Genomic DNA, 25755 nt, shown 5'->3' with positions numbered 1-25755 from the left:
TGCAATACATTGAATTTGCGCGGTTTGTAGGCCGGATAAGGCGTTCACGCCGCATCCGGCATGAACAACGTGTACTTTGTCTTCAATAAGAAGCCGGAATTTTCTTTCGACTTCCCGTTAACCCAAAGCCTGTAATGCCTTTTCCAGTGCGTTATGTAACAACTGGCGGTCATGACGATAGGGGATATCGCTGGCCTCCAGTACGTCCTGAATGACTAATCTGTCGTTAACTGTAGAAACATCGACCTTCGGCCCAACAATAACCGCATCAATCACCTTTTTACCGACATACTGCTCCATAATCGCCAGCTTGTTTTCAAGCTTCAGATTCGCCGCAGGCAGGCTTAATTCTCTTCCCAAATTGCCAATATAAACCATCGGGGCTGGCGTGCGGCGTAGTGCCTGCGCCATTTCCTCAAGCAGCAGGATTGGCATCAGGCTGGTATAAAAACTGCCTGGCCCGATGATTATCAGGTCAGCCTCATTAATTGCCAGCACCGCTTCACGGGTGGCAGGTACGTTGGGGGTTAACAGTAGTTCCTGAATCGGCGTAGTTAGCTGGTCGATGTTGACCTCGCCGTAAACTTCATGTCCCTGATCGTCAATGGCCATCAGATCAACGGGATGCTCTGACATCGGAATTAATTGCGCGTCCACTTTCAACAGATTACGAATTAAATTGATGGCTTCCAGAGGCCGCACGCTAAGGTGATCCAGCGCCTTTAACATCAAGTTTCCGAGATTATGACCGGAAAGCTCGCCATTGCCGCCAAAACGGTATTCAAACATCGCGGAGGCGACGCTCGGTTCCGTTATCAGTTGGTTGAGACAGTTGCGCATATCGCCCCAGGCAATACCGCCTTCCGAGCGACGAATACGTCCCGTCGAGCCACCGTTATCCGTGGTGGTGACGATACCCGTTAAGCGAGAGCCTAAAGACGAAAGTGATGAGAGAACGCGTCCCAGTCCATGCCCCCCGCCGAGAGCAACGACACGATCAAGGTCAGCCAGCGTACGATTGCGCATATACATTCCTGAAGTCAGATTATCCGCGCTACAGTAGCGCAAATTACGGGGAAACAGCAATTAGCCTGCCAATATTGAGGATACAACTCATGGTTTTCTACCCCCAAAGGACAATATTCGCTCTGCATCCCTGATGATGTATATCAAAGTAAAACCGCCATTTTCCCTTATTCTGTAGCGAAATAGGCCGATCATGACGCTATATACATGATTACATAGCGAAAAGGGTGAATGGTAAAAATCTCATTTACGCGCTAGTATCGGCATAACCACTAAACACTCTAGCCTCTGCACCTGGGTCAACTGATATGGTGCTTTGGCCGTGACAATGCTTTGAAAGGTTGCCACCAGGGCGAAGGAAGAAATGACTTCGCCTCCCGTATCTGGAAAGGTGTACATGGCTTCACAACTGACTGATGCATTTGCGCGTAAGTTTTATTACTTGCGCCTGTCGATTACCGATGTGTGTAACTTTCGTTGCACATATTGCCTGCCGGATGGCTACAAGCCGAGCGGCGTCACCAATAAAGGCTTTCTGACCGTCGATGAAATTCGCCGGGTTACGCGCGCCTTTGCCAGTCTGGGCACCGAAAAAGTTCGTCTGACAGGCGGAGAGCCGTCTTTACGTCGCGACTTTACCGATATCATCGCCGCAGTGCGGGAAAATGACGCCATCCGTCAGATTGCGGTCACCACTAATGGTTACCGTCTGGAACGCGACGTGGCGAACTGGCGCGATGCCGGACTGACGGGCATTAACGTCAGTGTTGATAGTCTCGACGCTCGTCAGTTTCATGCCATTACCGGCCAGGATAAATTCAATCAGGTCATGGCTGGCATCGATGCTGCATTTGAGGCGGGCTTTGAGAAGGTCAAAGTCAATACCGTGCTGATGCGCGATGTCAACCATCACCAGCTCGACACCTTTCTGAACTGGATCCAACATCGTCCTATCCAGCTGCGTTTCATCGAACTGATGGAAACGGGAGAGGGCAGCGAGCTATTCCGTAAACATCACATCTCTGGTCAGGTTCTGCGTGACGAGCTACTGCGTCGCGGCTGGATCCACCAATTACGTCAACGTAGCGACGGTCCCGCGCAAGTCTTTTGTCATCCGGATTACGCCGGAGAGATTGGCCTAATTATGCCGTATGAAAAAGACTTCTGCGCCACTTGCAACCGCCTGCGTGTCTCCTCCATTGGTAAACTCCATCTCTGCCTGTTTGGTGAAGGCGGCGTTAACCTGCGCGATCTGCTGGAAGACGATACCCAGCAACAGGCGCTGGAAGCGCGTATTTCAGCGGCGCTGCGGGAGAAAAAACAGACCCATTTCCTGCATCAAAACAATACCGGTATTACGCAAAACTTATCGTACATTGGCGGATAAAACGTCAAAAGGAGAGATCAGATGAGTCAGGTAAGCACTGAATTTATCCCGACCCGTATTGCTATTCTTACGGTTTCTAATCGTCGCGGTGAAGAAGACGATACCTCCGGTCACTATCTGCGCGATACGGCGCAGGAAGCGGGCCATCACGTTGTCGATAAAGCCATTGTCAAAGAAAACCGCTACGCTATTCGCGCTCAGGTATCTGCGTGGATAGCCAGTGACGATGTACAAGTGGTGTTGATTACTGGCGGCACTGGCCTGACGGAAGGCGATCAGGCTCCCGAAGCATTGCTGCCGCTGTTCGACCGTGAAGTCGAAGGTTTCGGCGAAGTGTTCCGTATGCTGTCGTTCGAAGAGATTGGCACAGCAACGTTGCAATCCCGTGCGGTAGCGGGCGTAGCGAATAAGACACTGATTTTCGCCATGCCGGGTTCGACCAAAGCGTGCCGCACCGCGTGGGAAAATATCATCGCGCCGCAGCTGGATGCCCGTACGCGTCCGTGTAATTTCCATCCACATTTGAAGAAATAAGTATGTCGCAACTGACCCATATCAACGCCGCTGGCGAAGCGCACATGGTGGATGTCTCCGCCAAAGCGGAAACTGTACGTGAAGCGCGGGCGGAAGCCTTTGTCACCATGCGTAGCGAGACGCTGGCGATGATCATCGATGGTCGCCACCATAAAGGCGACGTGTTTGCCACAGCGCGTATTGCCGGTATTCAGGCGGCAAAACGCACCTGGGATCTGATCCCGCTGTGTCATCCGTTGATGCTCAGTAAAGTCGAAGTCAATTTACAGGCCGAGCCGGAGCACAATCGGGTGCGTATAGAAACCTTATGCCGCCTGACCGGGAAAACCGGCGTTGAAATGGAAGCGTTAACCGCGGCCTCCGTGGCAGCGCTGACCATTTATGACATGTGCAAAGCGGTGCAAAAAGATATGGTGATTGGTCCGGTACGTTTGCTGGCAAAGAGCGGCGGCAAATCAGGTGACTTTAAGGTGGAAGCGGATGATTAAAGTTCTTTTTTTCGCCCAGGTACGCGAGTTGGTGGGAACAGATGCAACCGAAGTGGCTGCGGATTTCCCAACCGTTGAAGCGTTACGCCAGCACCTGGCTGCGCAGAGCGATCGCTGGGCGCTGGCGCTGGAAGATGGCAAATTGCTGGCTGCCGTCAACCAGACGCTGGTGAGTTTTGACCATCCGCTGACTGACGGCGACGAAGTGGCTTTCTTCCCGCCGGTAACCGGAGGTTAAAATGGCAGAAACCAAAATTGTTGTCGGCCCGCAGCCGTTCAGTGTAGGGGAAGAGTACCCGTGGCTGGCGGAGCGTGACGAAGACGGTGCAGTGGTCACGTTTACCGGTAAGGTGCGCAATCATAACCTGGGAGACAGCGTCAAAGCATTAACCCTCGAACACTATCCGGGAATGACAGAAAAAGCACTGGCGGAAATCGTTGATGAAGCGCGTAACCGCTGGCCGCTGGGGCGCGTCACGGTAATTCACCGCATTGGTGAATTATGGCCGGGTGATGAAATTGTTTTTGTCGGTGTTACCAGTGCGCATCGCAGCAGTGCGTTCGAAGCCGGGCAGTTTATTATGGACTATCTCAAAACCCGCGCGCCGTTCTGGAAGCGCGAAGCCACGCCGGAAGGCGACCGCTGGGTCGAAGCTCGGGAGAGCGATCAGCAGGCGGCAAAACGCTGGTAGTTTTTAGCAGGCCGGATACCGCACAGCTGCATCCGGCAATTTCACCGCTCAGTACATGCGTTTACGCTGCGTCGATGCACAGCCCCATCATTTGCAGTATCCTTAAGATATTCCTTATATCTTCAGGAGAAAGTCATGGACAGATTCCCACGTTCTGATTCAATCGTACAAACCCGAGCTGGCCTGCAAACCTATATGGCACAGGTCTATGGCTGGATGACGGTAGGCTTGCTGCTTACCGCGTTTGTTGCCTGGTATGCGGCCAATTCCGCCGCCGTTATGGAGCTGTTATTCACCAACCGCATCTTTTTAATTGGTCTGGTAATAGCACAATTAGCTCTGGTTATTGTGTTATCAGCGATGATTCAAAAGCTGAGTGCAGGTGTGACAACCATGCTCTTTATGCTTTATTCAGCGCTGACGGGCCTGACGCTTTCCAGTATTTTCATTGTCTATACCGCTGCCTCTATCGCCAGCACCTTCGTCGTTACTGCCGGGATGTTCGGCGCAATGAGCCTGTACGGTTACACAACCAAACGCGATTTAAGCGGCTTCGGCAATATGCTGTTTATGGCGTTGATCGGCATTGTGCTGGCATCGCTGGTCAACTTCTGGCTGAAAAGCGAAGCGTTGATGTGGGCGGTCACCTACATCGGCGTGATTGTCTTTGTCGGATTGACGGCGTATGACACTCAGAAATTGAAAAATATGGGTGAGCAGATTGATACCCGTGACGCGTCGAACCTGCGCAAATATTCCATTCTTGGCGCATTAACCTTGTATCTGGACTTCATCAACCTGTTCCTGATGTTGCTGCGAATTTTTGGCAATCGTCGTTAATTCTTTTTTCACCACCAATATCCCGGCCATGTGTCGGGATTTTTTTATTTAAAACGATAACAAACAAGAGTCTGGTATAAAAAGCAATTTATGGCGTGGCGGTTGTGTTTTTCGCATCCATCTTTCATGGACGAAATAAGCTCCTTGAACTGGCGGGAAAATGCCATAGTGAAGAATTATGGAGTCCGGTTCGTTGCGCTGTTACAGGTGCATTAACACTCTATTACTATTTTATCGGCTTCTTTGGGATACTTGCAGCAATAGCGATAACGCTTGTCTGGCAAAGGCATCCGCGGTTTTTTCATTAGTCGTAAATGCACATACTAAAGAACTTAACCGAACTTCACATCGCCGCTTCATTTTTCGCCCGTAGCTTCTTCGCCTGGCTTTCCAGCAACAGGTAACAGATCAGCGCCAGCAGCAGCGGGATAAAGTAATACAACACACGGTAAGCGAGTAGGGCGGCGATAATTGTGCCTTTGGAGGTATGCTCCCCAGCCAGTAGCGCGATAAACACCGCTTCCAGCACACCAATTCCCGCCGGAATATGCACAATTACCCCAGCAATACTACTAACCAGCAACACGCCCAGTACAAAGAAATAGTTCACGCTTTGACCGAGTAACAGCCAGATAATCGCTCCCATTACCATCCAGTTAACGCTGGAAATCAGCATCTGGGCGAGGGCGAATTTCCATGAAGGCAGCACCAGCTTTTGCCCTTTGATGGTCATATGGCGGTGCTTCGCGAAAGCGCAAAACCACAAATAAACCGCGATAATCATCAGTAAGCCAATGCCGAGAATACGCAGCGTAGTTTGATCGACATACCAGTGATCCGGCAGTTCCACCACGCCTGCGGTAAAGATAATCCCTGCCAGTAAAATATAGCCCAGCCAGTTGGTGGTAATACTGAGCGAGAAAATTCGTGTAATAGTGCTGCCCGGTAACCCTAGCCGGGAGTACAAACGATAGCGCATACCAATGCCGCCGACCCAGGTACTGAGTGTCAGGTTGAAGGCATAGCAGATAAACGACACCAGCATCACCTGGCGTTTCGCCAGTTTGTGACCGCAGTAAAAGCGGGCGAGCAGGTCATAGCAGCCGTAAATCAGATAACTGATGACCACCAGCCCGACCGCACTGAGCAGCGCAACGCGATTGTAGTCGCGGATGACCTTCCAGACCTCTTCCCAGTCCACCTTTTTGGCGTAGACCACCAGCAACACAATCACCGCGATAAAAAACAGCCAGGTGAGGATCTTCTTTGCTAAGCGCCAGCGCGGATGTGATTTACTCATCAGGGCTTCATCCCCGAACTTTCAGTTTCGACCCGATCCTGCGTTTCCATTGCCGGTTGTGCGGGGGGATCAACTTGCGCCAGATGTGGCGTGTGCGCCGGAAGCCAGCCCACCAGCGCCGGGAAGTGGCGTAAAAAGTGGAACGCCAGCACGCTTTTGGTCAGGTTCCACCAGGTCCGTTTTGGCAGCATACTTTCATCCACTTGCTGGCAATCGGCGGTGATAATGCCGTTAAGATTGTCTCGCAGCGTCTGGTTAAAGTTTCGATCGTGGATGATGACATTTGCTTCGAGATTCAGCGACAAACTGAGCGGGTCGAGATTACTGGAACCCACCGTTGCCCAGTGATCGTCCATCAATGCGACTTTGCCATGTAGCGGGCGGCGGCGGTACTCAAACACCTGAACGCCGCCTTTAACCAGATAGTTATACAGCAAGCGTGCGCCGACTCTGACAATGGGCATATCCGGTTCGCCCTGAATGATCAGTTTGATCCGCACCCCGCGCCGTGCCGCTTTACGTAAGGCGTGTAAAAATCGATAGCCGGGGAAGAAGTAGGCGTTGGCGATAATGACTTCCCGCCGCGCCTGAGTGAGCATTTTCAGATAGTGACGTTCGATATCATCGCGATGTTCTTCGTTATCGCGCCAGACCAGCAATACCTGCGCTTCTCCCGGCTGGCGGTTTTCTTCCGCTTTATGATGACGTCGCCACCAGCGTCGTGCCGCGCTCTGTCCTGGCAGGTTTTCCAGTTCAAACTGGAGAATATCTTCAACAATCGGCCCTTCGAGGCGTACCGCGTAATCCTGTTTAGCCTCTGGACCGTAGCTGGACATATGCTCAGCGGAGTAATTCAGCCCGCCAATAAAGGCGATACGCGCGTCGATCACCACAATTTTGCGATGCATCCGGCGAAACACATTGGTGCGCATACCAAAAAGGCGAGGGCGGGGATCGTAGTAGCGGAACACCACGCCAGCCGCCGTCAGTTCATTGACAAACTCATCGCTGAGATCCGGCGAACCGTAGCCATCCAGCAAGACTTCCGCTTTTACTCCGCGTTGCGCTGCTGCCAGTAGCGCCGCATGCAGCTGTTTGCCGACGTCATCCTCAAACCAGATAAACGTTTCAAGAATGATGCGTTCTTGCGCTTCGCCAATTGCTTTAAACACCGCGGGATAATATTGCTCGCCATTTTCCAGCAACTGGATCTTATTGCCTTCGCGCCAGCTACATTTCATAAATGAATCTCCGCACTTAAAGGGGCATGATCAGAAAGGTGTCGCCATGTCCGCAGCGGCAACGCGGTTGGCGCGCTGGCGCTGGCATTTTTGACGTAGATCCTGTCCAGTCGTAGTAGAGGAAATTGCACCGGGAACGTGCGCGCCGGGCGCCCGTGGGCGCGGGTAAATATCTCATCCAGCCCGGCCTGCACTTTTAATGGATGATTAGCTTTTTGCCGCCAGTCGTTGAAATCACCCGCTACCAATACCGGTTCGCCGTCCGGCAGCTCATTCACCCATTCGGCGAGCAGCGCAATCTGCGCCTGACGGTGCGCCTCACGCAGGCCCAAATGTACGCACATCACATGAATCGCTTTCCCGGTCATCGGCGGAACAATGCGGCAGTAGAGCACGCCGCGCTTTTCCGCACCATCGACCGAAACATCACGATTCTCATAATGTTCAATGGGATAGCGTGACAGTATGGCGTTGCCGTGATGCCCTTCCGGATACACAGCATTGCGACCGTAGGCAAAATCGCTCCACATTGTGTCGGCGAGAAACTCGTAGTGCGAGGTATCGGGCCAGTTTTCCACATGTAGCGGATGAACTTCGTGCGCGCCCATCACTTCCTGCAGGCAAACAATATCGGCGCTGACGGTACGCACGGCATCGCGAAGTTCCGGCAAAATGAAGCGTCGGTTAAACGCGGTAAAGCCTTTGTGAATATTGATGGTGAGTACCTTGAACGAAAAGTGTTGTGTTTGATCGGGCATAATTTTCCCGTTTTGGCCTCTTATCTCATTGAAATAGTGTAGTCGGCGTCACAAAAAGGTGCGGTCTTACGGAATTTTCCGTAAAGTTCGGTACTCTGAGTAAGTAGAGATAAATTCTTCAGGAGAGAAGCCATGAAGTGGCAACAACGTGTTCGTGTCGCAACTGGCCTAAGTTGCTGGCAGATTATGTTGCATTTACTGGTAGTGGCGCTGCTGGTGGTGGGCTGGATGAGTAAAACTCTGGTTCACGTCGGCGTGGGATTATGCGTGCTGTATTGTGTCACCGTGGTAATGATGCTGGTGTTTCAGCGTCACCCCGAGCAACGCTGGCGTGAGGTGGCGGATGTGCTGGAAGAGCTGACCACCACCTGGTATTTTGGCGCGGCGCTGATTGTGCTGTGGCTGCTGTCCCGCGTACTGGAAAACAACTTTTTGCTGGCGATTGCAGGGCTGGCAATCCTTGCCGGCCCGGCGGTAGTATCTTTGCTGGCGAAAGATAAGAAGTTACATCACCTTACGTCTAAACATCGCGTACGCCGCTGACCCTGTCGTGGCCGTTATCACCAGTAGCGGCCACAAACTGTTCCACACAATATCCAGACTCGCATCCTTCAAATAAATCTGCTTGGTAATGTCCGTAAAGTGGCGAATAGGGTTAATCCAGGTCAGGTTTTGCAGCCATACTGGCATGTTCTCCACCGGCGAAACGTAACCGGAAAGCAGAATGGCGGGCATCATAAAGACGAACACGCCGATAAACGCCTGCTGTTGTGTTGAACAGAGTGATGAAATCAACAGACCGAATCCCACCAGCGATAAACCGTAAATCACCATCGTAAAGTAGAACAACGCCAGCGATCCGGCGAAGGGGATTTGATACGCCCAGATACCAATCGCCAGCACAATGGTGGCCTGGAAGGTGGCGACAATTAATGCCGGTACGGCTTTGCCGATGAATATCTGCCAGGTGGTGAGCGGCGAAACCAGTAGCTGATCGAGCGTACCTTGTTCACGTTCGCGGGCGACGGAAAGTGAAGTGACGATCATTACGCCGATAGTGGTGATCATGGCGATCAGCGACGGCACCACAAACCATTTGTAGTCGAGATTCGGGTTATACCAGTTGCGTACCACCAGCTCGCTGTTGTTGGGTTTCGGTTTTCCTTCCAGCAGCTCCTGCTGATAATTTTTGACGATCTGTTGCAGGTAGTTAGCGGCAATTTGCGCACTGTTGGAGTTACGCCCGTCGAGGATCAACTGCAACGGCGCGGTCTGGAAGGTATCCAGTTTGCGCGAGAAGTCAGCCGGGAAACGCACCAGTAGTAACGCCTTTTGTGTGTCGATGGTCGGGCGGATCTCCTGTGGGCTTTTCAGCAGCAGCACATGGGTAAAGGCGCTGGCGCGGGCAAAACGTTGAGTAAGTTCTACCGAGTGCTCGCCGTTATCTTCATCGTAGATGGCGATGGTGGCGTTGGTCACTTCCAGCGTGGCGGCGAACGGGAACAGGATCACCTGAATCAGCACGGGTAAAATCAGAATCGCACGGGTTTGCGGTTCGCGCAGCAGCGACTGCAACTCTTTGCGGATTAACGTCCATAAGCGATGAAACATGCTCTTCTCCCTAATCCAGCCGACGTTTGGTTTTAAGCCATGTCAGGCCGATAAACATCACCGCCGAAGCGATCAAAAACAGCACGTTCACCACCAGCACCACTGGAATATTCCCAGCGAGGAACAGGCTTTGCAGGGTGCTGACGAAATAACGTGCGGGAATAATGTACGTCACCGCGCGGATCACCGCGGGCATACTGTCTATCTGAAATATAAAGCCGGAAAGCATAATCGACGGCAGAAAAGCCGCGTTCAGGGCGACCTGAGCGGCGTTGAACTGGTTGCGGGTAATCGTGGAAATCAGCAGCCCCATCCCCAGGGTACTGAGTAAAAACAGGCTGGAGATAAAAAACAGAATCAGCAGCGACCCGCGATACGGCACGCCGAGAATAAACACCGACACCAGCATACACAGCAACATCGCCAGCATCCCGAGAAAGTAATAAGGGATCAGCTTACACAGCAGCAGTTCCGTGCGGGTAATCTCCGTAGAGAGCAGGGCCTCCATAGTGCCGCGCTCCCATTCTCGCGCCACCACCAGCGAGGTGAGAATCGCGCCGATGACCGTCATGATAATGGTCACCGCACCGGGGATAATAAAGTGCTGGCTGATCGCCGCCGGGTTAAACCAGTAGCGGGTTTGTACATCAATAAGCGGTTCAAAAGTCTGCCCGTTATCCTCCGCTCGCTGCATTTGCCAGATCTGCCAGATCCCTTCGACATACCCCTGCACAAAGTTAGCGGTATTCGGCTCACTGCCGTCGGTGATCACCTGAATCGGTGCGGTGGCGTTGGCGCGCTCCATCTGTTCGGCGAAATCCACCGGAATCACCACCAGACCACGAATTTTTCCCGCCTGCATTTTGGCGATCAGTTCCTGACGGTTATCGCTGATGGTGGCGTCGATATAGGGCGAACCGGCCATGGTGTGGGTGAAATCCAGCGCCGCTTCGCTACGCTGTTCCAGCAAAATCCCGACGCGCAGCTTGCTGGAGTCGAGGTTAATGCCGTAACCAAAAATAAACAGCAGTAGCAGTGGGATCACTACCGCAATCAGCCAGCTACTCGGATCGCGAACGATCTGCCGCGTCTCTTTGACGCACAGCGCCCGCACGCGACGCCAGGAAAGGATCGGATTACTCATTGCCATGCTCCTTATCCCAGTCGTGGATCAACTGAATAAAGGCTTGCTCCATAGTGGGGTCGGGTTGCTCATCGTTAGCCGACTGTGCTTTCAAATCGTCCGGCGTGCCGCTGGCGATTAATTTCCCACGGTACACCAGGCCGATGCGGTCGCAATATTCCGCTTCATCCATAAAGTGGGTGGTGACCATCACCGTGACGCCTTTCTCTACCATGCTGTTGATGTGCAGCCAAAATTCACGGCGGGTGAGGGGATCAACGCCGGAAGTCGGTTCGTCGAGAAACAGAATGTCCGGTTCATGCATCAGCGAACAGGCCAGCGCCAGTCGCTGTTTAAAACCTAATGGCAGTTCATCGGTGGCATGTGAGGCGATACTTTTCAGGCCAAATGCCTCGCTCATACGGGAGATTTTTTCGTTCTGCGCCCGACCGCGTAAGCCATAAACACCAGAAAAAAAGCGTAAATTCTGTTCGACCGTCAGGTTGCCGTAGAGCGAAAACTTTTGCGCCATATAGCCGAGATGCTGGCGCGCTTTACCTGAACTCTCTTTCAGATCCATCCCCAGTACCAGCGCCTGACCAGAGGTCGGCACCAGCAAACCACACATCATCTTAAAGGTGGTGGATTTACCCGCGCCGTTTGGCCCGAGCAAACCAAAAATCTCCCCACGTTTAACGGCAAAGTTGACGTGATCGGTGGCGGCAAAATCACCAAATTTCTTGGTCAGTTCTTTCGCTTCGATCACCGTCTCGCCAGGTGTGCCTTCCACCGTATGTAATATTGCGCCCAGCGGCGATTCCGAGGTTCCGGCACCGCCCAGCAAGTCAATAAACGCATCTTCAAAGCGGGGCGTGGTTGGGTTGATGTCGATTTCCGGCATCCCGTCGGCATGGCGAATATCGTCTGGCGTGGCCTCTTTTTTGAGGATCAGGCGTACCGATTTCCCCTGAATCATGCCGTCGCTGACCTGTGGCAGTTTCAAGGCGCGTTGTAGCAGTTTGCGGTTGCCCTCGTGCGGGCTGGTCATCAGAAAGCTGCGTCCGGCCATGGTTTGCGTCAGGGCCGTCGGTTCTCCCTGATACAGCAGCTCGCCTTCGTTCATCAGTAACACGTCACGGCACTGTTCGGCTTCGTCGAGATACGAGGTGCTCCAGAGAATTAACATTCCTTCGCCTGCCAGCTCATGCACCATCTGCCACAGTTCGCGCCGTGAGATAGGGTCAACGCCGACGCCGGGCTCATCGAGCAGCAACACTTTCGGTTCGCCCACCAGGGTACAGGCCAGGCCGAGTTTTTGCTTCATCCCGCCGGAGAGCTTGCCCGCCAGGCGCCCGGTAAACGGGCCAAGAGACGTAAACTCCAGCAGGCGAGCAAAAGTCTGTTTACGTGCTTCACCGGTGACGCTGCGCAAATCCGCGTACAGATTGAGGTTCTCCATCACCGTCAGATCTTCATACAGACCAAATTTCTGCGGCATATAGCCGAGCACGGCGTGCAGCGCAGCGTCGTTTTTGATCGGATCAAAGCCAATCACCGTGGCGCTGCCGCTGTCGGGTTTCAGTAATCCCGCCAGCATCCGCATCAGCGTGGTTTTGCCCGCACCGTCCGGCCCCACCAGCCCCGTCACAAAACCGGCATGAATGGTACAATCGAGCGGCGCGACGGCGGGCTTTTCCATGCCCGGAAAGCGTTTTTCCAGGCCGTTCAGCGTGATAACGGCATCATTCATGTCCTGCCTCGTTACCGAATTGTACCGTCACCGGCATTCCCTGGCGTAACGCATCATCGGCGTCGGTCACCACAATACGCAGGCGATAGACGAGGTCGGTACGCAGATCCGGCGTTTCGACGGTTTTCGGCGTAAATTCAGCGGTTGGCGAGACAAAGCCAATTTGTCCGTGATAGGGCTTATTCGGGCGACCATCGGTATAAAGCAGCACTTTGCGCCCCGGCTGGGCCTGGTCAAGATTACGTTCATCAACATAGGCGCGCACCCACACCGGACGTGTCAGTGAGACGGTAAACACCGTGCCACCTTCATTGAGCACCGTGCCTGGCTCCACCGCGCGGGTTAACAGCGTGCCATCAGACGGTGCTACCAGCGTTGAGTCCTGTAAATTCAGCTCCGCCTGCGCCAGTTGCGCCTGCGCCTGTTCGAGGCTGGCTTTCGCCTGGGCGATGTCCTGTTCACGGTTACCGGAACGGTACTGACGCAATTTATCCTGTGCTGATTTCAGCGTTGCCTGTGCCTGGTCGCGCGAGGAGCGGGCATTTTCCAGGTCATTTGCCGAAATGGTGCGGCTTTTCCACAATCCTTGCTGACGGGCATAGAAGTTCTGCGCATAGTCATAAGCGGCCTGTGCCTGTTTTACAGCGGCGGCAGCCTGAGCGATTTCTTCATCGCGATAGCCGGCAAGCATCAGATCATATTGTGCCTGCGCCACCGAAACGCCAGCCTTCGCTTGCATCAGCGCAATCTCATATGGCTTGTGATCCAGCTCGCCCAGCACCTGACCCGCTTTGATCGCATCACCTTCGTCCACCGCCAGCGATTCAACGCGACCACCGACACGGAAGCTCAGATTTACGGTGCGAATATCCACATTGCCATACAGCGTCAGGCCGTTATCCTGGCGACTTTGATACCACCAGTAGCCTCCGGCAATCACGGCGGCAAGTACCACTACCGCCAGTCCAATCACGACAGGTTTTTTCATCACTACAAACTCCTTTGCGATAATCCTTGCAAAATCAGGTCGATATGACAGGTTACCGTCTGGTTAATCAGTTCGGTCTTTTCTTCATCGAACGCGGTCCAGCCGGTACGTAACAGAATCGTTTCTTTGCCGAGACGAAACGCCAGAATCTCGCCGATCAGCGCATGGGTATGGAGGATCATGCGGGTGTCGTTGGCGTCGCAGCCGGTCCAGGCGGCAATCAGGCGTGTCAGGTGGCTGTGTAGCGGGCTAATCACCTGTTCATGCACCAGATGGTAGGCCGCCGTGGGAGAGAGCTGTTCACGGGAGATAAACTTGCTGAGGTTGACGGTGTCATCCTGGGTGAGCAGTTGGATCATGTTCCTGCAGGCGCGAAGGATCAGTTCGCGGATAGCGGCGCGATCCGGCTGTGGTTGTGCGAACAAGCGTTCGGCTTCCTCGGCGTGCGGACGGAACTGCTCGCCAATAAAATCGGCAATCCACTGGGCGCAGGCGAGGTACAAATCTTCTTTCGAACCGAAGTAATAGGTAATGGCAGCGATATTCTGCCCGGCCTGGGCGGCGATATCGCGGGTGGTGGCGTTCATTCCATACTCACCAAACTGTGCCAGTGCCGCAGCAATCAGCTGTTTTTTCGCCTGTTCACCTTTGGTTGTCATGGCAGGACTATTCATAGCACAGCCCATTCTTAATCAAATGATTGATTAAGATTATGACTCATTTTTAGCGTTGTCCAGTTTGGCCAGGAATTTTAGCAACGCCAGTCACAGGGATAATTTATGCGCTGCGTCACAAAAACTGCTACACTCCGCTCCCTCATGACATTGTGGTTTTTGTCATTTTCCTTTTCAGTATCTCCCTGAAAACTACACCGGTAACGGTCGGGGCGGTTCGGAGTAGTTATGTCTTTCGATTCTTTGGGTTTAAGCCCTGATATCCTGCGCGCCGTTGCCGAGCAAGGTTACCGTGAACCCACCCCTATTCAGCAGCAGGCGATCCCTGCGGTGCTGGAAGGCCGCGACCTGATGGCCAGTGCCCAGACCGGCACGGGCAAAACAGCGGGCTTTACGTTGCCGCTACTACAACACCTGATTTCCCGCGAGCCGCACGCCAAAGGGCGTCGTCCGGTACGTGCGCTCATTCTTACCCCGACCCGTGAACTGGCGGCGCAGATTGGCGAAAATGTCCGTGATTACAGCAAATACCTGAACATTCGTTCGCTGGTGGTGTTTGGTGGTGTGAGCATTAACCCGCAGATGATGAAACTGCGTGGCGGCGTTGATGTTCTGGTGGCAACGCCGGGACGTTTGCTGGACCTGGAACATCAGAATGCGGTGAAGCTGGACCAGATAGAAATCCTCGTCCTCGATGAAGCTGACCGCATGCTCGACATGGGCTTTATCCACGATATTCGTCGCGTGTTAACAAAACTGCCAGCGAAGCGCCAGAACCTGCTGTTCTCCGCCACTTTCTCTGACGACATTAAAGCGCTGGCAGAAAAGCTGCTGCACAACCCGCTGGAAATCGAAGTGGCACGCCGCAATACCGCGTCTGATCAGGTGACCCAGCACGTTCACTTTGTCGATAAGAAACGCAAACGCGAATTGCTGTCGCATATGATTGGTAAAGGGAACTGGCAGCAGGTGCTGGTGTTTACCCGTACCAAACATGGCGCTAACCATTTGGCGGAACAGCTCAATAAAGATGGCATCCGTAGTGCGGCGATCCACGGTAATAAATCGCAAGGTGCGCGTACTCGTGCGCTGGCCGATTTTAAATCGGGCGATATTCGCGTACTGGTGGCAACTGACATCGCTGCGCGCGGTCTGGATATCGAAGAGTTGCCGCACGTCGTCAACTATGAACTGCCAAACGTACCGGAGGATTATGTCCACCGTATCGGGCGTACCGGTCGTGCCGCAGCTACCGGTGAAGCGTTGTCGCTGGTATGTGTTGATGAACACAAGCTGCTGCGTGATATCGAAAAACTGCTGAAAAAAGAGATCCCGCGCATTGCGATTCCGGGCTATGAGCCGGACCCGTCAATCAAAGCCGAACCAATCCAGAATGGTCGCCAGCAACGTGGTGGCGGCGGTCGTGGGCAAGGTGGTGGTCGCGGTCAACAGCAACCACGCCGCGCTGAAGGTGGTGCGAAGTCTGGTAATGCGAAGCCCGCAGAAAAACCGTCTCGTCGCCTCGGCGATGCCAAACCGGCAGGCGAGCAACAACGTCGTCGCCGTCCGCGTAAACCTGCCGCTGCGCAGTAATCTTTTATGCCGGGCTATGCCCGGCATCTTCGCAACAAGTCTCTTTCTACCGCAATTTCATCCTGAGCAATTTACGATCAAGGTGCTGCAACTTATTATTAATTGCGCTATCTTTAATTATAAATTGCATGCCATATACAAAGAGGTTAGCGCATTATGGCACCAGAAACGATCGATCACTCAACCTTACATAAACTGGTTGAATCTGGCGTAGTGGATGCAGCACACGTTATTGGCACCCAAGGAGGCTGGTCGTTGACCGTGAAATACGGCCACACTGAACGGCCTCTTGCAGCACAACGCAGTCGGCAAATTCGCTTGTTTAAACGGCTGGAAACGGTTGTCAACTACCTGAAAGATGTTGGTATTGCCCGGTTTGAAGTCGACGCCTCTAATTACGACCCGGACGGTCAGAAGAAAACGACCCGACCTGACAGGGCAGAGGCATTAAAACGAGCTCATGAAGCTGCCGCGTATGATGCCTGGTTTCGTGAACAGGTGCAGGCCGCCATTGACGATCCACGCCCGGCGCTCTCTCATGAAGAGGCCAAAAGTCTATTTGCTGCCCGTAAAAAAGCCTTGTTGAAGGGGGATTAATGCGTCTGGAATGGAAGCCAATGTCCCTGTCTGACAGGGGGCAAATCATGGAATACATCAGTAAAGATAATCCGCAAGCGGCAATTGCCCTGGATAATCAATTTGAAGCCATTGCGGAACAGGCCAGTGAACGCCCGGATATGTACCGGGCCGGACGAGTCGCTGGTACACATGAAGCCGTTGTCAGGCCGCATTATGTGCTTATCTATCAAGTGGAGGGCTATACGCTCTCGGTATTGCGTGTTTTACATACCGCCCTGCAATGGCCGCCAGCGCAATAAGCCTGCGTGCATTGTCTTTTACTACGCAATGATGCTTCTTCTGCTGTGGGAAAATCTCACCTCCAGTAAACGTTATTGCGAGCCGCTTTCCAGAAACAGAAAAACCATTACCCCTGAAAACCGAAAAATGCCACAATATTGGCTGTTTATACAGTATTTCAGGTTTTCTCATGGCATTAACCGCCGCGCTTAAAGCGCAAATCGCCGCCTGGTATAAGGCGCTTCAGGAACAGATCCCCGACTTTATTCCCCGTGCGCCGCAGCGGCAGATGATTGCGGACGTCGCCAAAACGCTGGCCGGAGAAGAAGGGCGGCATCTGGCGATTGAAGCCCCCACCGGCGTTGGGAAAACGCTCTCCTATTTGATCCCCGGCATCGCCATTGCCCGCGAAGAGCAAAAAACGCTGGTGGTGAGTACCGCCAACGTGGCGTTGCAGGATCAGATCTACAGCAAAGATTTACCGCTGCTGAAAAAGATCATTCCCGATCTTAAATTCACTGCCGCTTTTGGGCGTGGGCGCTACGTTTGCCCGCGTAACCTGACGGCGCTCGCCAGCACTGAACCCACGCAACAGGATCTGCTGGCGTTTCTTGACGACGAACTGACGCCAAATAATCAGGAAGAGCAAAAACGTTGTGCGAAGCTGAAGGGCGATCTCGACACTTATAAATGGGACGGTCTGCGCGATCATACTGATATCGCTATAGATGACGATCTCTGGCGTCGTTTGAGTACCGACAAGGCCAGTTGCCTTAACCGCAACTGTTATTACTATCGCGAATGCCCGTTTTTTGTTGCCCGTCGGGAGATTCAGGAAGCGGAAGTGGTGGTAGCAAACCATGCGCTGGTGATGGCGGCGATGGAAAGCGAAGCCGTATTACCTGACCCGAAAAATCTGCTGCTGGTGCTGGACGAAGGTCATCACCTGCCGGATGTGGCGCGGGATGCGCTGGAGATGAGCGCCGAAATCACCGCACCGTGGTATCGGCTACAGCTGGACTTGTTCACCAAACTGGTCGCTACCTGCATGGAGCAGTTTCGCCCGAAGACAATCCCACCGCTGGCGATCCCTGAGCGTTTGAATGCGCATTGTGAAGAGTTGTATGAGCTTATCGCCTCGTTAAACAACATCCTCAATCTCTATATGCCTGCCGGACAGGAGGCAGAACACCGTTTTGCGATGGGCGAACTGCCTGATGAAGTGCTGGAGATCTGCCAGCGGCTGGCAAAACTCACCGAGATGCTGCGTGGTCTGGCGGAGTTATTTCTTAACGATTTAAGCGAGAAAACTGGTACTCATGACATTGTGCGTCTGCACCGTTTGATTTTGCAGATGAACCGCGCGCTGGGGATGTTTGAGGCGCAAAGCAAACTCTGGCGGCTGGCCTCGCTGGCGCAATCTTCCGGTGCGCCAGTGACCAAATGGGCGACGCGGGAAGAGCGCGACGGGCAGCTGCATCTCTGGTTTCACTGCGTGGGGATCCGCGTCAGCGATCAGCTGGAAAGGCTGCTGTGGCGCAGTATTCCGCACATTATTGTCACCTCCGCGACCCTGCGATCCCTGAACAGTTTTTCGCGTTTGCAGGAGATGAGTGGGCTGAAAGAGAAAGCGGGCGACCGTTTTGTGGCGCTGGATTCCCCCTTTAATCACTGCGAACAGGGAAAAATTGTTATTCCACGGATGCGCTTTGAACCGTCCATCGACAACGAAGAGCAGCACATTGCCGAAATGGCGGCCTTTTTCCGTGAACAGGTGGAGAGCAAAAAACATCTCGGTATGTTGGTGCTGTTTGCCAGCGGGCGTGCGATGCAGCGCTTTCTCGACTATGTGACGGATTTACGTCTGATGTTGCTGGTGCAAGGCGATCAGCCACGTTATCGCTTAGTTGAACTGCACCGCAAACGCGTTGCCAACGGTGAGCGTAGCGTGCTGGTGGGCTTACAGTCATTTGCCGAAGGGCTTGATCTGAAAGGCGATCTGCTCAGCCAGGTGCATATCCACAAAATCGCTTTTCCGCCCATCGACAGCCCGGTGGTGATCACCGAAGGGGAATGGCTGAAAAGCCTCAACCGCTATCCGTTTGAGGTGCAAAGCCTGCCGAGCGCCTCGTTTAACCTGATTCAGCAGGTTGGGCGACTGATTCGAAGCCACGGTTGCTGGGGCGAAGTGGTGATTTACGATAAACGCTTGCTCACCAAAAACTACGGCAAGCGGCTACTGGATGCATTACCGGTATTTCCGATAGAGCAACCGGAAGTCCCTGAAGGTATAGTTAAAAAGAAAGAAAAAACGAAATCCCCACGCCGTCGGCGGCGTTAATGATGTGAGTCAGGTAAGGAGTCGTAAATGGACTATCGCAAAATCATTAAAGAGATCGGGCGCGGGAAAAACCACGCGCGCGATTTAGACCGGGATACTGCGCGCGGTCTGTATGCCCATATGCTCAATGGTGAAGTCCCTGACCTTGAGTTGGGCGGCGTATTGATTGCGCTACGTATCAAAGGGGAAGGGGAAGCAGAGATGCTCGGCTTTTACGAAGCCATGCAAAATCACACCATCAAGCTGACGCCGCCTGCAGGCAAGCCGATGCCGATTGTCATCCCCAGTTACAACGGCGCGCGTAAACAGGCCAACCTGACGCCATTGTTGGCGATTCTGCTGCACAAACTCGGTTTTCCTGTGGTGGTTCATGGGGTTAGCGAAGATCCAACCCGCGTGCTGACAGAAACCATTTTCGAACTGATGGGTATTACGCCAACGTTGCACGGCGGGCAGGCGCAGGCGAAGCTCGACGAACATCAACTGGTGTTTATGCCTGTGGGCGCGTTTTGCCCGCCGCTGGAAAAACAACTGGCGATGCGCTGGCGGATGGGCGTGCGTAACAGTGCGCATACCCTGGCGAAACTGGCGACGCCATTTGCCGAAGGTGAGGCGCTGCGTCTTTCCAGCGTTTCACATCCGGAATACATTGGACGCGTCGCGAAGTTCTTTAGCGATATTGGCGGACGAGCGCTGTTAATGCATGGCACCGAAGGTGAAGTTTATGCTAATCCGCAACGCTGCCCGCAAATCAATCTGATCGACCGTGAAGGGATGCGGGTGCTGTATGAAAAACAGGACACTGCTGGCAACGAGCTACTGCCACAAGCAAAAGACCCGGAAACCACGGCGCAGTGGATTGAGCGTTGCCTGGCTGGCAGCGAACCGATTCCTGAATCGCTGAAAATCCAGATGGCTTGCTGCCTGCTGGCGGCGGGTGAAGTGGCAACCGTTAACGACGGTCTGGCACGCGTTTAACAATCATTTTAAGTTCTCCCCCAGCCGGATGATCACTGTCATCCGGTCTTTACTCCCCAGCAAAATCAAAGTGCAGCATCTTGATTGACCTTCCCGTGTGCGGCGCGCAGCATAAAAAAGCAACAGGCATATAACATAAAAGGAGTTAACCATGGAAAGTGGTCGTCGCTTTGATGCCCAGACGCTGCACAACTTTATCCTGGCTGTGTTTCGTCAGATGGGTAGCGAGGAACAGGAAGCAAAACTAGTAGCAGATCATTTAATTGCGGCAAATCTGGCAGGACATGATTCACATGGTATTGGCATGATCCCGAACTATGTGCGTTCCTGGCAGCAGGGTTATTTGCAACTCAACCATCACGCTAAAATTGTCAAAGATGCGGGGGCAATGGTCACGCTTGATGGCGATCGTGCATGCGGTCAGGTAGCTGCATATGAGGCAATGGCGCTGGGGATTGAAAAAGCACGCCAGCACGGCATTGCCGCCATAGCGCTGAGTAACTCACATCATATCGGGCGTATCGGTTATTGGGCGGAACAGTGCGCGGCGGCGGGATTCGTCTCTATCCACTTTGTCAGTGTGGTCGGGAGTAAGGCTGTTGCGCCGTTCCGTGGCCGGGACAGTCGCTTAGGCACAAATCCGTTTTGCGTCGTCTTTCCTCGAAAAGATGGTTTCCCGCTGCTGCTTGATTACGCGACCAGCACCATTGCGTTTGGTAAAACGCGTGTCGCCTGGCATAAAGGCGTACCCGTGCCGCCAGGTTGCCTGATTGATGCTAACGGTGTGCCAACGACCAATCCGGCGGTAATGCAGGAGCCACCGTTGGGAGCGTTGCTGAGTTTTGCTGAACATAAAGGTTATGCTCTGGCGGTGATGTGCGAAATTCTTGGTGGTGCGCTTTCTGGCGGTAAAACTACCCATCAGGACACATTGCAGAGTAGCCCCGATGCCGGTTTTAACTGTATGACCACTATTATCGTTAATCCGGAGTTGTTTGGTACGACGGAATGCACAGCGCAAACAGAAGCCTTTACCCAGTGGGTGAAAGCCTCGCCGCATGATGAAGATAAACCGATTTTGCTGCCGGGCGAGTGGGAAGTGAATATGCGCCGTGAGCGGCAGGAGTTTGGGATCCCGCTGGATGCCGGGAGCTGGCAGGCCATTTGCGATGCAGCGCGACAGGTTGGTATGCCAGAAGAGACGTTGCAGGCTTTCTGCTAACAATTAGCCAGCTAAAAAAAGCCCGTCCAGTGTCGGACGGGCAAACAAGGGTAACATAGGATCAATGAGGGTTAGAGCATATGCGTCTGTCGGCAAACAGACAGGGAAATACTTTTGCTGGATGTAGCGTAAACGTCATATCCAACCAACGGTTCGGATTTTGTAGGCCTGATAAGACGCGGTAGCGTCGCATCAGGCATCTGTTGTCGGATGCGGTGTAAACGCTTTATCCGGCCTACGAATTACTTATAGATAACCGCGGTACCGCTTAATTTATTGTTGTTGGTGGCGGAAGTAATGCTGTATCCACTAGCACCGGCTGCTGCCGCTTTCTCAGCCAGTTTCGCTTCCAGGGCATCGAGGGTGGATGCGCCATCGGCAGAAACTACGCCGATTTTGTTCATGCTCTGGGCCTGAGATGCCGTTACCGGTTCCGCCGCAAACACGCCAAATGACAGAGTTGAAAGAGCCATAGCAGCAACAACAGTATTGATAGTTTTCATAATTAATCTCTCGCAGGTGATTTTTGTTTAAGTGACGTTGTTTCGTCGATGTGATGAGTATCACGTTTTTTTTCGAGAGATAAAATCGAAGAGAATTGACCGCCTTGTTCAAATAAATTGATTGATATCTAACATATTGATAAACCATTTATTTGTTGTACTTATGGACCCGTTTTATATCGCGTGGCAGTCACGATAGCGTTAAAGGCACGGAATGCCACGCAAAATACAAATTATACTCGCTATGCATCGCGCCAGTTGCAGTTAACGTAACTGGCTGTCTTTCGAACCTCTGCGATTATATCCTGTATAAGCTGGTTTTTGTAAATCTTTCTCCTGCTGACAATGAATGCATAAGCGCACGCCAGGAATGGCTTCCCGACGGGCCTGCGGGATGGGGGCGCCACACTCTTCACATTCATACAGGCTTTCGCCACGCGGAATTTCATCCCGAGCGCGGGCAATCGCATCTTCAATTGTACTGTTGATCTGTTCGTTGACGGCGTCATCGTTAGCCCAACCGGATGCCATATCGTCCCCTCCATATCAATGCTTGTACAGTTAAGTGTAGCTAATATAGGGACGAACTCGGGCAGTTCAAGCGTCAGATCTCCGACCATTCCCGCAGCAGATTATGATAAAGATTGAGCAGCGACAGGATCTCTTCACTTTCGCCATAGCGGCTTTTCAGCGACTGAATATTGTTGTCCAGTTCAAACAGCATGGCGCGCTTTTTATCATCGCGGATCATCGACTGGATCCACATAAATGATGCCACTCGCACGCCGCGGGTTACGGGTGTCACGCAGTGCAGGCTGCTGGAGGGGTACAACACCAGATCGCCAGCCGGGAGTTTTACCCGATGTTGTCCGAAGGTGTCATTAACGACCAGTTCGCCGCCGTCGTAGCTTTGTGGATCGCTCAAAAACAGCGTGGCAGAAAGGTCAGTGCGCATCCAGCCGTTTTGTGGATGGCTGCGTACTGCGCCATCCACATGAAAACCATAAGTTTCATTGTTCTGATAGCGATTAAACAGCGGTGTGGAAAGGGTACGCGGCAAGGCAGCGGCAAAGAACAAAGCATGTTGGTTAACCGCGTTCAGCACCTCATTTTGCAGTGCGGCGTACAGAGCGCTGCGGGTGTCCACTTGCTGATTGCTCTTAACTTGTGCGCCTTGTGCACCGGTGGTGACTCGTCCATCAACCCATTCGGCTTGTTCCAGTTGTTCGCGAAACCGGGCGACGTCCTGTGGCGATAGCACGCCAGGAATGTGGTACATCATACAAATTCTCCAAAAAGTGGGGCCGTGCGCCCCACATCTGAATCAGAAATGCATATTGGCGGTGAGCAGGAACGTTCTTGGTTCGCCCGGGTGATAACGGTAGCCGCTCTTGTTGATCGAGGCGACGTAATCGGTATCAAACAGGTTGTAGACATTTAGCTGGAAGTCGAGATTGCGATTAACCCGATACCCCAGTTTGGCATCGGCGACCCAATAACCTTCGGTAAATGCTGGCGTTCCCACCGCGCCGTCTGAACCTTTATGCATACTGCCGATGTAACGCGCGCCCGCGCCAACGGAAATATCATCGGTTGCCTGATATTGGCTCCATAAGGTAAAGGCGTGCTCCGGCGTATATGGCAGTGATGATGAACCATCCTGAGCCACGTCCGCGCCATTTTTAATGGTCGCTTTTTGCTGGGTATATCCGCCAATCACCTGCCACGCGGGCGTGATATTCCCGGCCACGGATATCTCATAGCCTTCGACGCGTTTCTTACCGTATTGCGAGTAAGTCCCGTCATCGTTTTGCTCAACTTCATTTTCGATATCAGTACGGAACAGTGCGGCGGTAAGCAACAGGCGTTTATCCAGCACCTGCCATTTGGTGCCAATCTCACTGGTGTTGGCTTTTTGCGGTTTAAAGTCGGTGCGGCTGGCGCTGTTACCGCTGCCAGACTGCGCAAGGGCGAAGTTGTTGCCGCCTGGCGGCTGCTGGGAAACGGCATAGTTAATATAGACATTGCCGTTTTCCGTCAGGTGATACAGCGCCCCGGCTTTCCAGTTCACCAGATTGCCCGACTTGGCAGTGTCGATGGTGGTGACCGGAGAACCGTTTGCCACGCCAGCAGGGCAGGTGACTGCGCCGCGTCCACTGCCGCCGCAGGCGGTGGCACTGTCATATTCAGTATGATAATTATCCAGGCGGATCCCGCCGTTCAGCTCAAAATCACGGGTGATTTGCAGCGTATCGAAGGCATAAATTGCGAAGGTATCCGTCTGACCATCGGCGTTTGCGCCGTTGCGCGTCAGGCCGCCGGGATGAATGCTGCTGTCAGGATGATAAATATTCACCGCCGGTAACGTCAGCGGATTAACGCCGTAGTTAGTCTGCGTTTCACGGGTAAATTCCACGCCAGTACTGACATCATGACCGACAGAGCCGGTATAAAATGTGGTAGTCAGGTTGGTCTGGTTGGTGAGAATTTTATTACTCACATCTTTGGTGTTCGCCGTACGTGACCAGGTCCAAGTATTCACATCGCTGGTGGGCTGGGTAATATTCGACGCCCCGCCCATAATCGCCGTCATCAGGTAATCCTGCTTTACGCGCGACCAACGAGTCGTATTGCGAATGGTGGTGTTATCGTTGATGTCGTGCTCAAAACGCATGGTGGCGGTATCGGTGGTCGAATCGTCGTAATCGGAATCCGTGCCATAAAAGTTATGCGTATCTACTTTTCCGGAATGATTCAGTGCCGCTGTTCCCGCAGATGGGGCGGAATAGCCCGGCAAACCGATGGTCGGAATGCCGCCGTCTGGCGTGTTGTGCTGGGTGACATGCAGATAATTAAGATACAAACGATTCGCTGTGCCAAGGCCAAAAGCGACAGAAGGGGCGACGCCGTAACGCTCATTTTTGACTTTGTCGCGTCCGGCATCGTGCGTTTTTTCGCCCATCACATTCAGACGCACCGCGGAGGTATCGCCAATCACCTGATTGACGTCCAGCGTGCCGCGGCGGAACCAGGCGCTGCCAATACTGGCGGAGGCGTCAATGCCGGAATCATTGCGCGGCTGCTTGCTGATCATATTGATCGAGCCCGTCGGCGCGCTGCGCCCGTAGTCGGTGCCGGACGGCCCTTTAATCACTTCGACCTGCTCGGTATTGAAGGTGTCGCGCGAGACGCTGCCGATATCGCGAATGCCATCAATATAAATACTGTTAGAGGTATCGGCACCGCGCATATAAATGGCATCGCCAGTGGTGGAGTTACCGTTCTCACCAGCAAAAAATGCGCCTACGCCGGGGACGTTTTTGAGTGCGTCGGTAAGGTTAGTCGCGCCCTGATCTTTAATCACCTGTTCGGAAATCACCGTCATCGTGCGGGTCGTATCCGCTACCGGACGCGAGAATTTCGGATCGGCAGATTGTTGTGGCGCATAAAGCGAAGGCGTTGATGCTTCGACAACCAGCGTGTCATCCGCGTTAGTTTGCCCTTCGGCGGCGAGTGCCTGTGCCACAGGCGTGATGCCAATACAAAGACCGGCAAAGAACGTGAGCGAATGAAATTGTCTGGCAGGGAAATTGCGATTGTTTTCCATTTAGCAGGTGACTTTTTCTTATATGTTTAAGTTTTCACTGTCACGAGAAAGCATCTCTGCGGATGCGATGCCACTGTTAATCCCGTAATAGCATTCGTGAAAGTGATAATAATTTTGATAAGCATTATCACTTGGCGCGATTTTCTATCACCCATTGCGCGAAAAAGAAATACATTTATTTACATTGCGTTCATATTTGATGTTTTTTGATTACAAAACAGACGAAAACTGCATCCAGAGG

At 53.0% G+C, this 25755-nt stretch carries 26 protein-coding genes, 1 pseudogene and 1 riboswitch; of the genes and pseudogenes, 14 read left to right on the top strand and 13 right to left on the bottom strand.

What is annotated here, in order from left to right:
- Positions 1-117: 117 nt before the first annotated feature.
- Positions 118-1026 carry a uridine diphosphate-N-acetylglucosamine-binding protein YvcK gene (yvcK, locus tag FEK46_RS08680; RefSeq protein ID WP_130214903.1) on the bottom strand — a complete coding sequence of 303 codons (909 nt, stop codon included), beginning with the start codon at positions 1024-1026 and terminating at the stop codon, positions 118-120.
- Positions 1027-1291: 265 nt separating this feature from the next.
- A riboswitch (molybdenum cofactor riboswitch) is annotated at positions 1292-1436 on the top strand.
- Here yvcK and moaA point away from each other — a divergent pair.
- The 7 genes and pseudogenes from moaA to FEK46_RS08645 form a co-directional block, all read left to right on the top strand.
- Complete coding sequence (gene moaA, locus FEK46_RS08675) at positions 1424-2413, top strand: GTP 3',8-cyclase MoaA (RefSeq protein ID WP_001295301.1); 990 nt, start codon at positions 1424-1426, stop codon at positions 2411-2413. It overlaps the preceding riboswitch by 13 nt.
- Before the next feature lie 21 nt (positions 2414-2434).
- The gene (moaB, locus tag FEK46_RS08670) at positions 2435-2947 is read left to right on the top strand and encodes a molybdenum cofactor biosynthesis protein B (RefSeq protein WP_130205101.1); all 513 of its coding nucleotides are present in this window, start codon (positions 2435-2437) and stop codon (positions 2945-2947) included.
- A gap of 2 nt (positions 2948-2949) precedes the next feature.
- Positions 2950-3435 (top strand): cyclic pyranopterin monophosphate synthase MoaC, encoded by a 486-nt coding sequence (gene moaC, locus FEK46_RS08665; protein ID WP_000080885.1) that lies wholly within the window; start codon positions 2950-2952, stop codon positions 3433-3435.
- Entirely contained in the window at positions 3428-3673 is a 246-nt protein-coding gene (gene moaD, locus FEK46_RS08660) for a molybdopterin synthase sulfur carrier subunit (RefSeq protein WP_000598612.1), read from the top strand. The genes moaC and moaD overlap by 8 nt, the downstream gene beginning before the upstream one ends.
- Before the next feature lies 1 nt (position 3674).
- Positions 3675-4127 (top strand): molybdopterin synthase catalytic subunit MoaE, encoded by a 453-nt coding sequence (gene moaE / locus FEK46_RS08655; RefSeq protein ID WP_000852287.1) that lies wholly within the window; start codon positions 3675-3677, stop codon positions 4125-4127.
- Positions 4128-4262: 135 nt separating this feature from the next.
- Complete coding sequence (locus tag FEK46_RS08650) at positions 4263-4967, top strand: Bax inhibitor-1/YccA family protein (protein WP_130205105.1); 705 nt, start codon at positions 4263-4265, stop codon at positions 4965-4967.
- Positions 4968-5092: 125 nt separating this feature from the next.
- Positions 5093-5275: pseudogene (locus tag FEK46_RS08645) on the top strand (BAX inhibitor (BI)-1/YccA family protein); the annotation flags it as partial.
- A 35-nt stretch (positions 5276-5310) separates the two neighbouring features.
- Here FEK46_RS08645 and FEK46_RS08640 read toward each other — a convergent pair.
- Genes FEK46_RS08640 through FEK46_RS08630 form a run of 3 tightly spaced genes read right to left on the bottom strand, consistent with a single transcriptional unit; the run spans position 5311 to position 8266 of the window.
- Positions 5311-6267 carry a YbhN family protein gene (locus FEK46_RS08640; protein ID WP_130205107.1) on the bottom strand — a complete coding sequence of 319 codons (957 nt, stop codon included), beginning with the start codon at positions 6265-6267 and terminating at the stop codon, positions 5311-5313.
- A complete protein-coding gene (clsB, locus tag FEK46_RS08635) occupies positions 6267-7508 on the bottom strand; it encodes a cardiolipin synthase ClsB (RefSeq protein ID WP_130205109.1) in 1242 nt (413 codons plus the stop codon). Before clsB ends, FEK46_RS08640 begins: the two co-directional genes overlap by 1 nt.
- Entirely contained in the window at positions 7505-8266 is a 762-nt protein-coding gene (locus tag FEK46_RS08630; protein ID WP_135559745.1) for an endonuclease/exonuclease/phosphatase family protein, read from the bottom strand. The genes clsB and FEK46_RS08630 overlap by 4 nt, the downstream gene beginning before the upstream one ends.
- 132 nt (positions 8267-8398) lie before the next feature.
- On the opposite strand from FEK46_RS08630, the gene FEK46_RS08625 reads away from it, so the two are divergent.
- Entirely contained in the window at positions 8399-8809 is a 411-nt protein-coding gene (locus FEK46_RS08625) for a YbhQ family protein (protein WP_077737778.1), read from the top strand.
- On the opposite strand, the gene FEK46_RS08620 is transcribed toward FEK46_RS08625, so the two are convergent.
- From FEK46_RS08620 to cecR, 5 genes are read right to left on the bottom strand one after another with little or no spacing between them, the layout of a single operon-like run.
- A complete protein-coding gene (locus tag FEK46_RS08620; RefSeq protein WP_000469031.1) occupies positions 8771-9877 on the bottom strand; it encodes an ABC transporter permease in 1107 nt (368 codons plus the stop codon). The genes FEK46_RS08625 and FEK46_RS08620 overlap by 39 nt on opposite strands.
- A 10-nt stretch (positions 9878-9887) precedes the next feature.
- A complete protein-coding gene (locus FEK46_RS08615) occupies positions 9888-11021 on the bottom strand; it encodes an ABC transporter permease (protein WP_135559744.1) in 1134 nt (377 codons plus the stop codon).
- On the bottom strand, positions 11014-12750 hold the full coding sequence (locus FEK46_RS08610) for an ATP-binding cassette domain-containing protein (protein WP_135559743.1): 1737 nt from the start codon (positions 12748-12750) through the stop codon (positions 11014-11016). The genes FEK46_RS08615 and FEK46_RS08610 overlap by 8 nt, the downstream gene beginning before the upstream one ends.
- Entirely contained in the window at positions 12743-13738 is a 996-nt protein-coding gene (gene hlyD / locus FEK46_RS08605; protein WP_130205709.1) for a secretion protein HlyD, read from the bottom strand. Before hlyD ends, FEK46_RS08610 begins: the two co-directional genes overlap by 8 nt.
- Positions 13739-13740: 2 nt before the next feature.
- Positions 13741-14412 carry a DNA-binding transcriptional regulator CecR gene (gene cecR / locus FEK46_RS08600; protein ID WP_024191852.1) on the bottom strand — a complete coding sequence of 224 codons (672 nt, stop codon included), beginning with the start codon at positions 14410-14412 and terminating at the stop codon, positions 13741-13743.
- 228 nt (positions 14413-14640) lie between these two features.
- Between cecR and rhlE the strand changes: the two genes are divergently transcribed.
- The 6 genes from rhlE (at position 14641) to FEK46_RS08570 (ending at position 21404) form a co-directional block, all read left to right on the top strand.
- Entirely contained in the window at positions 14641-16005 is a 1365-nt protein-coding gene (gene rhlE / locus FEK46_RS08595; protein ID WP_130205115.1) for an ATP-dependent RNA helicase RhlE, read from the top strand.
- Between the two features lie 156 nt (positions 16006-16161).
- Positions 16162-16602, top strand: coding sequence for a hypothetical protein (locus FEK46_RS08590; RefSeq protein ID WP_001522657.1), 441 nt, complete (start codon positions 16162-16164; stop codon positions 16600-16602).
- Positions 16602-16883, top strand: a complete 282-nt coding sequence (locus FEK46_RS08585) for a type II toxin-antitoxin system RelE/ParE family toxin (protein ID WP_135559742.1) — start codon at positions 16602-16604, stop codon at positions 16881-16883. The genes FEK46_RS08590 and FEK46_RS08585 overlap by 1 nt, the downstream gene beginning before the upstream one ends.
- A gap of 170 nt (positions 16884-17053) precedes the next feature.
- Positions 17054-19204: an ATP-dependent DNA helicase DinG gene (dinG, locus tag FEK46_RS08580; RefSeq protein ID WP_135559741.1), complete on the top strand. Its 2151-nt coding sequence runs from the start codon at positions 17054-17056 to the stop codon at positions 19202-19204.
- Between the two features lie 27 nt (positions 19205-19231).
- The gene (gene ybiB / locus FEK46_RS08575; RefSeq protein ID WP_135559740.1) at positions 19232-20182 is read left to right on the top strand and encodes a DNA-binding protein YbiB; all 951 of its coding nucleotides are present in this window, start codon (positions 19232-19234) and stop codon (positions 20180-20182) included.
- 151 nt (positions 20183-20333) lie between these two features.
- The gene (locus FEK46_RS08570; RefSeq protein ID WP_135559739.1) at positions 20334-21404 is read left to right on the top strand and encodes a malate/lactate/ureidoglycolate dehydrogenase; all 1071 of its coding nucleotides are present in this window, start codon (positions 20334-20336) and stop codon (positions 21402-21404) included.
- Positions 21405-21646: 242 nt separating this feature from the next.
- On the opposite strand, the gene ybiJ is transcribed toward FEK46_RS08570, so the two are convergent.
- From ybiJ to FEK46_RS08550, 4 genes are all read right to left on the bottom strand, one after another.
- Positions 21647-21907, bottom strand: coding sequence for a DUF1471 family protein YbiJ (ybiJ, locus tag FEK46_RS08565; RefSeq protein ID WP_000849307.1), 261 nt, complete (start codon positions 21905-21907; stop codon positions 21647-21649).
- A 264-nt stretch (positions 21908-22171) separates the two neighbouring features.
- The gene (gene ybiI, locus FEK46_RS08560; protein ID WP_130259772.1) at positions 22172-22438 is read right to left on the bottom strand and encodes a C4-type zinc finger protein YbiI; all 267 of its coding nucleotides are present in this window, start codon (positions 22436-22438) and stop codon (positions 22172-22174) included.
- A gap of 73 nt (positions 22439-22511) precedes the next feature.
- Complete coding sequence (gene ybiX / locus FEK46_RS08555; RefSeq protein ID WP_130205129.1) at positions 22512-23189, bottom strand: PKHD-type hydroxylase YbiX; 678 nt, start codon at positions 23187-23189, stop codon at positions 22512-22514.
- Positions 23190-23231: 42 nt separating this feature from the next.
- Positions 23232-25514, bottom strand: a complete 2283-nt coding sequence (locus FEK46_RS08550) for a catecholate siderophore receptor Fiu (RefSeq protein ID WP_135559738.1) — start codon at positions 25512-25514, stop codon at positions 23232-23234.
- Positions 25515-25755 lie beyond the last annotated feature (241 nt).

The sequence above is a fragment of the Escherichia sp. E4736 genome (genome assembly GCF_005781225.1).
Classification (GTDB): domain Bacteria; phylum Pseudomonadota; class Gammaproteobacteria; order Enterobacterales; family Enterobacteriaceae; genus Escherichia.
Note: the sequence above shows the minus strand (reverse complement) of the source record. Positions and strands in the feature narration are given on the sequence as shown.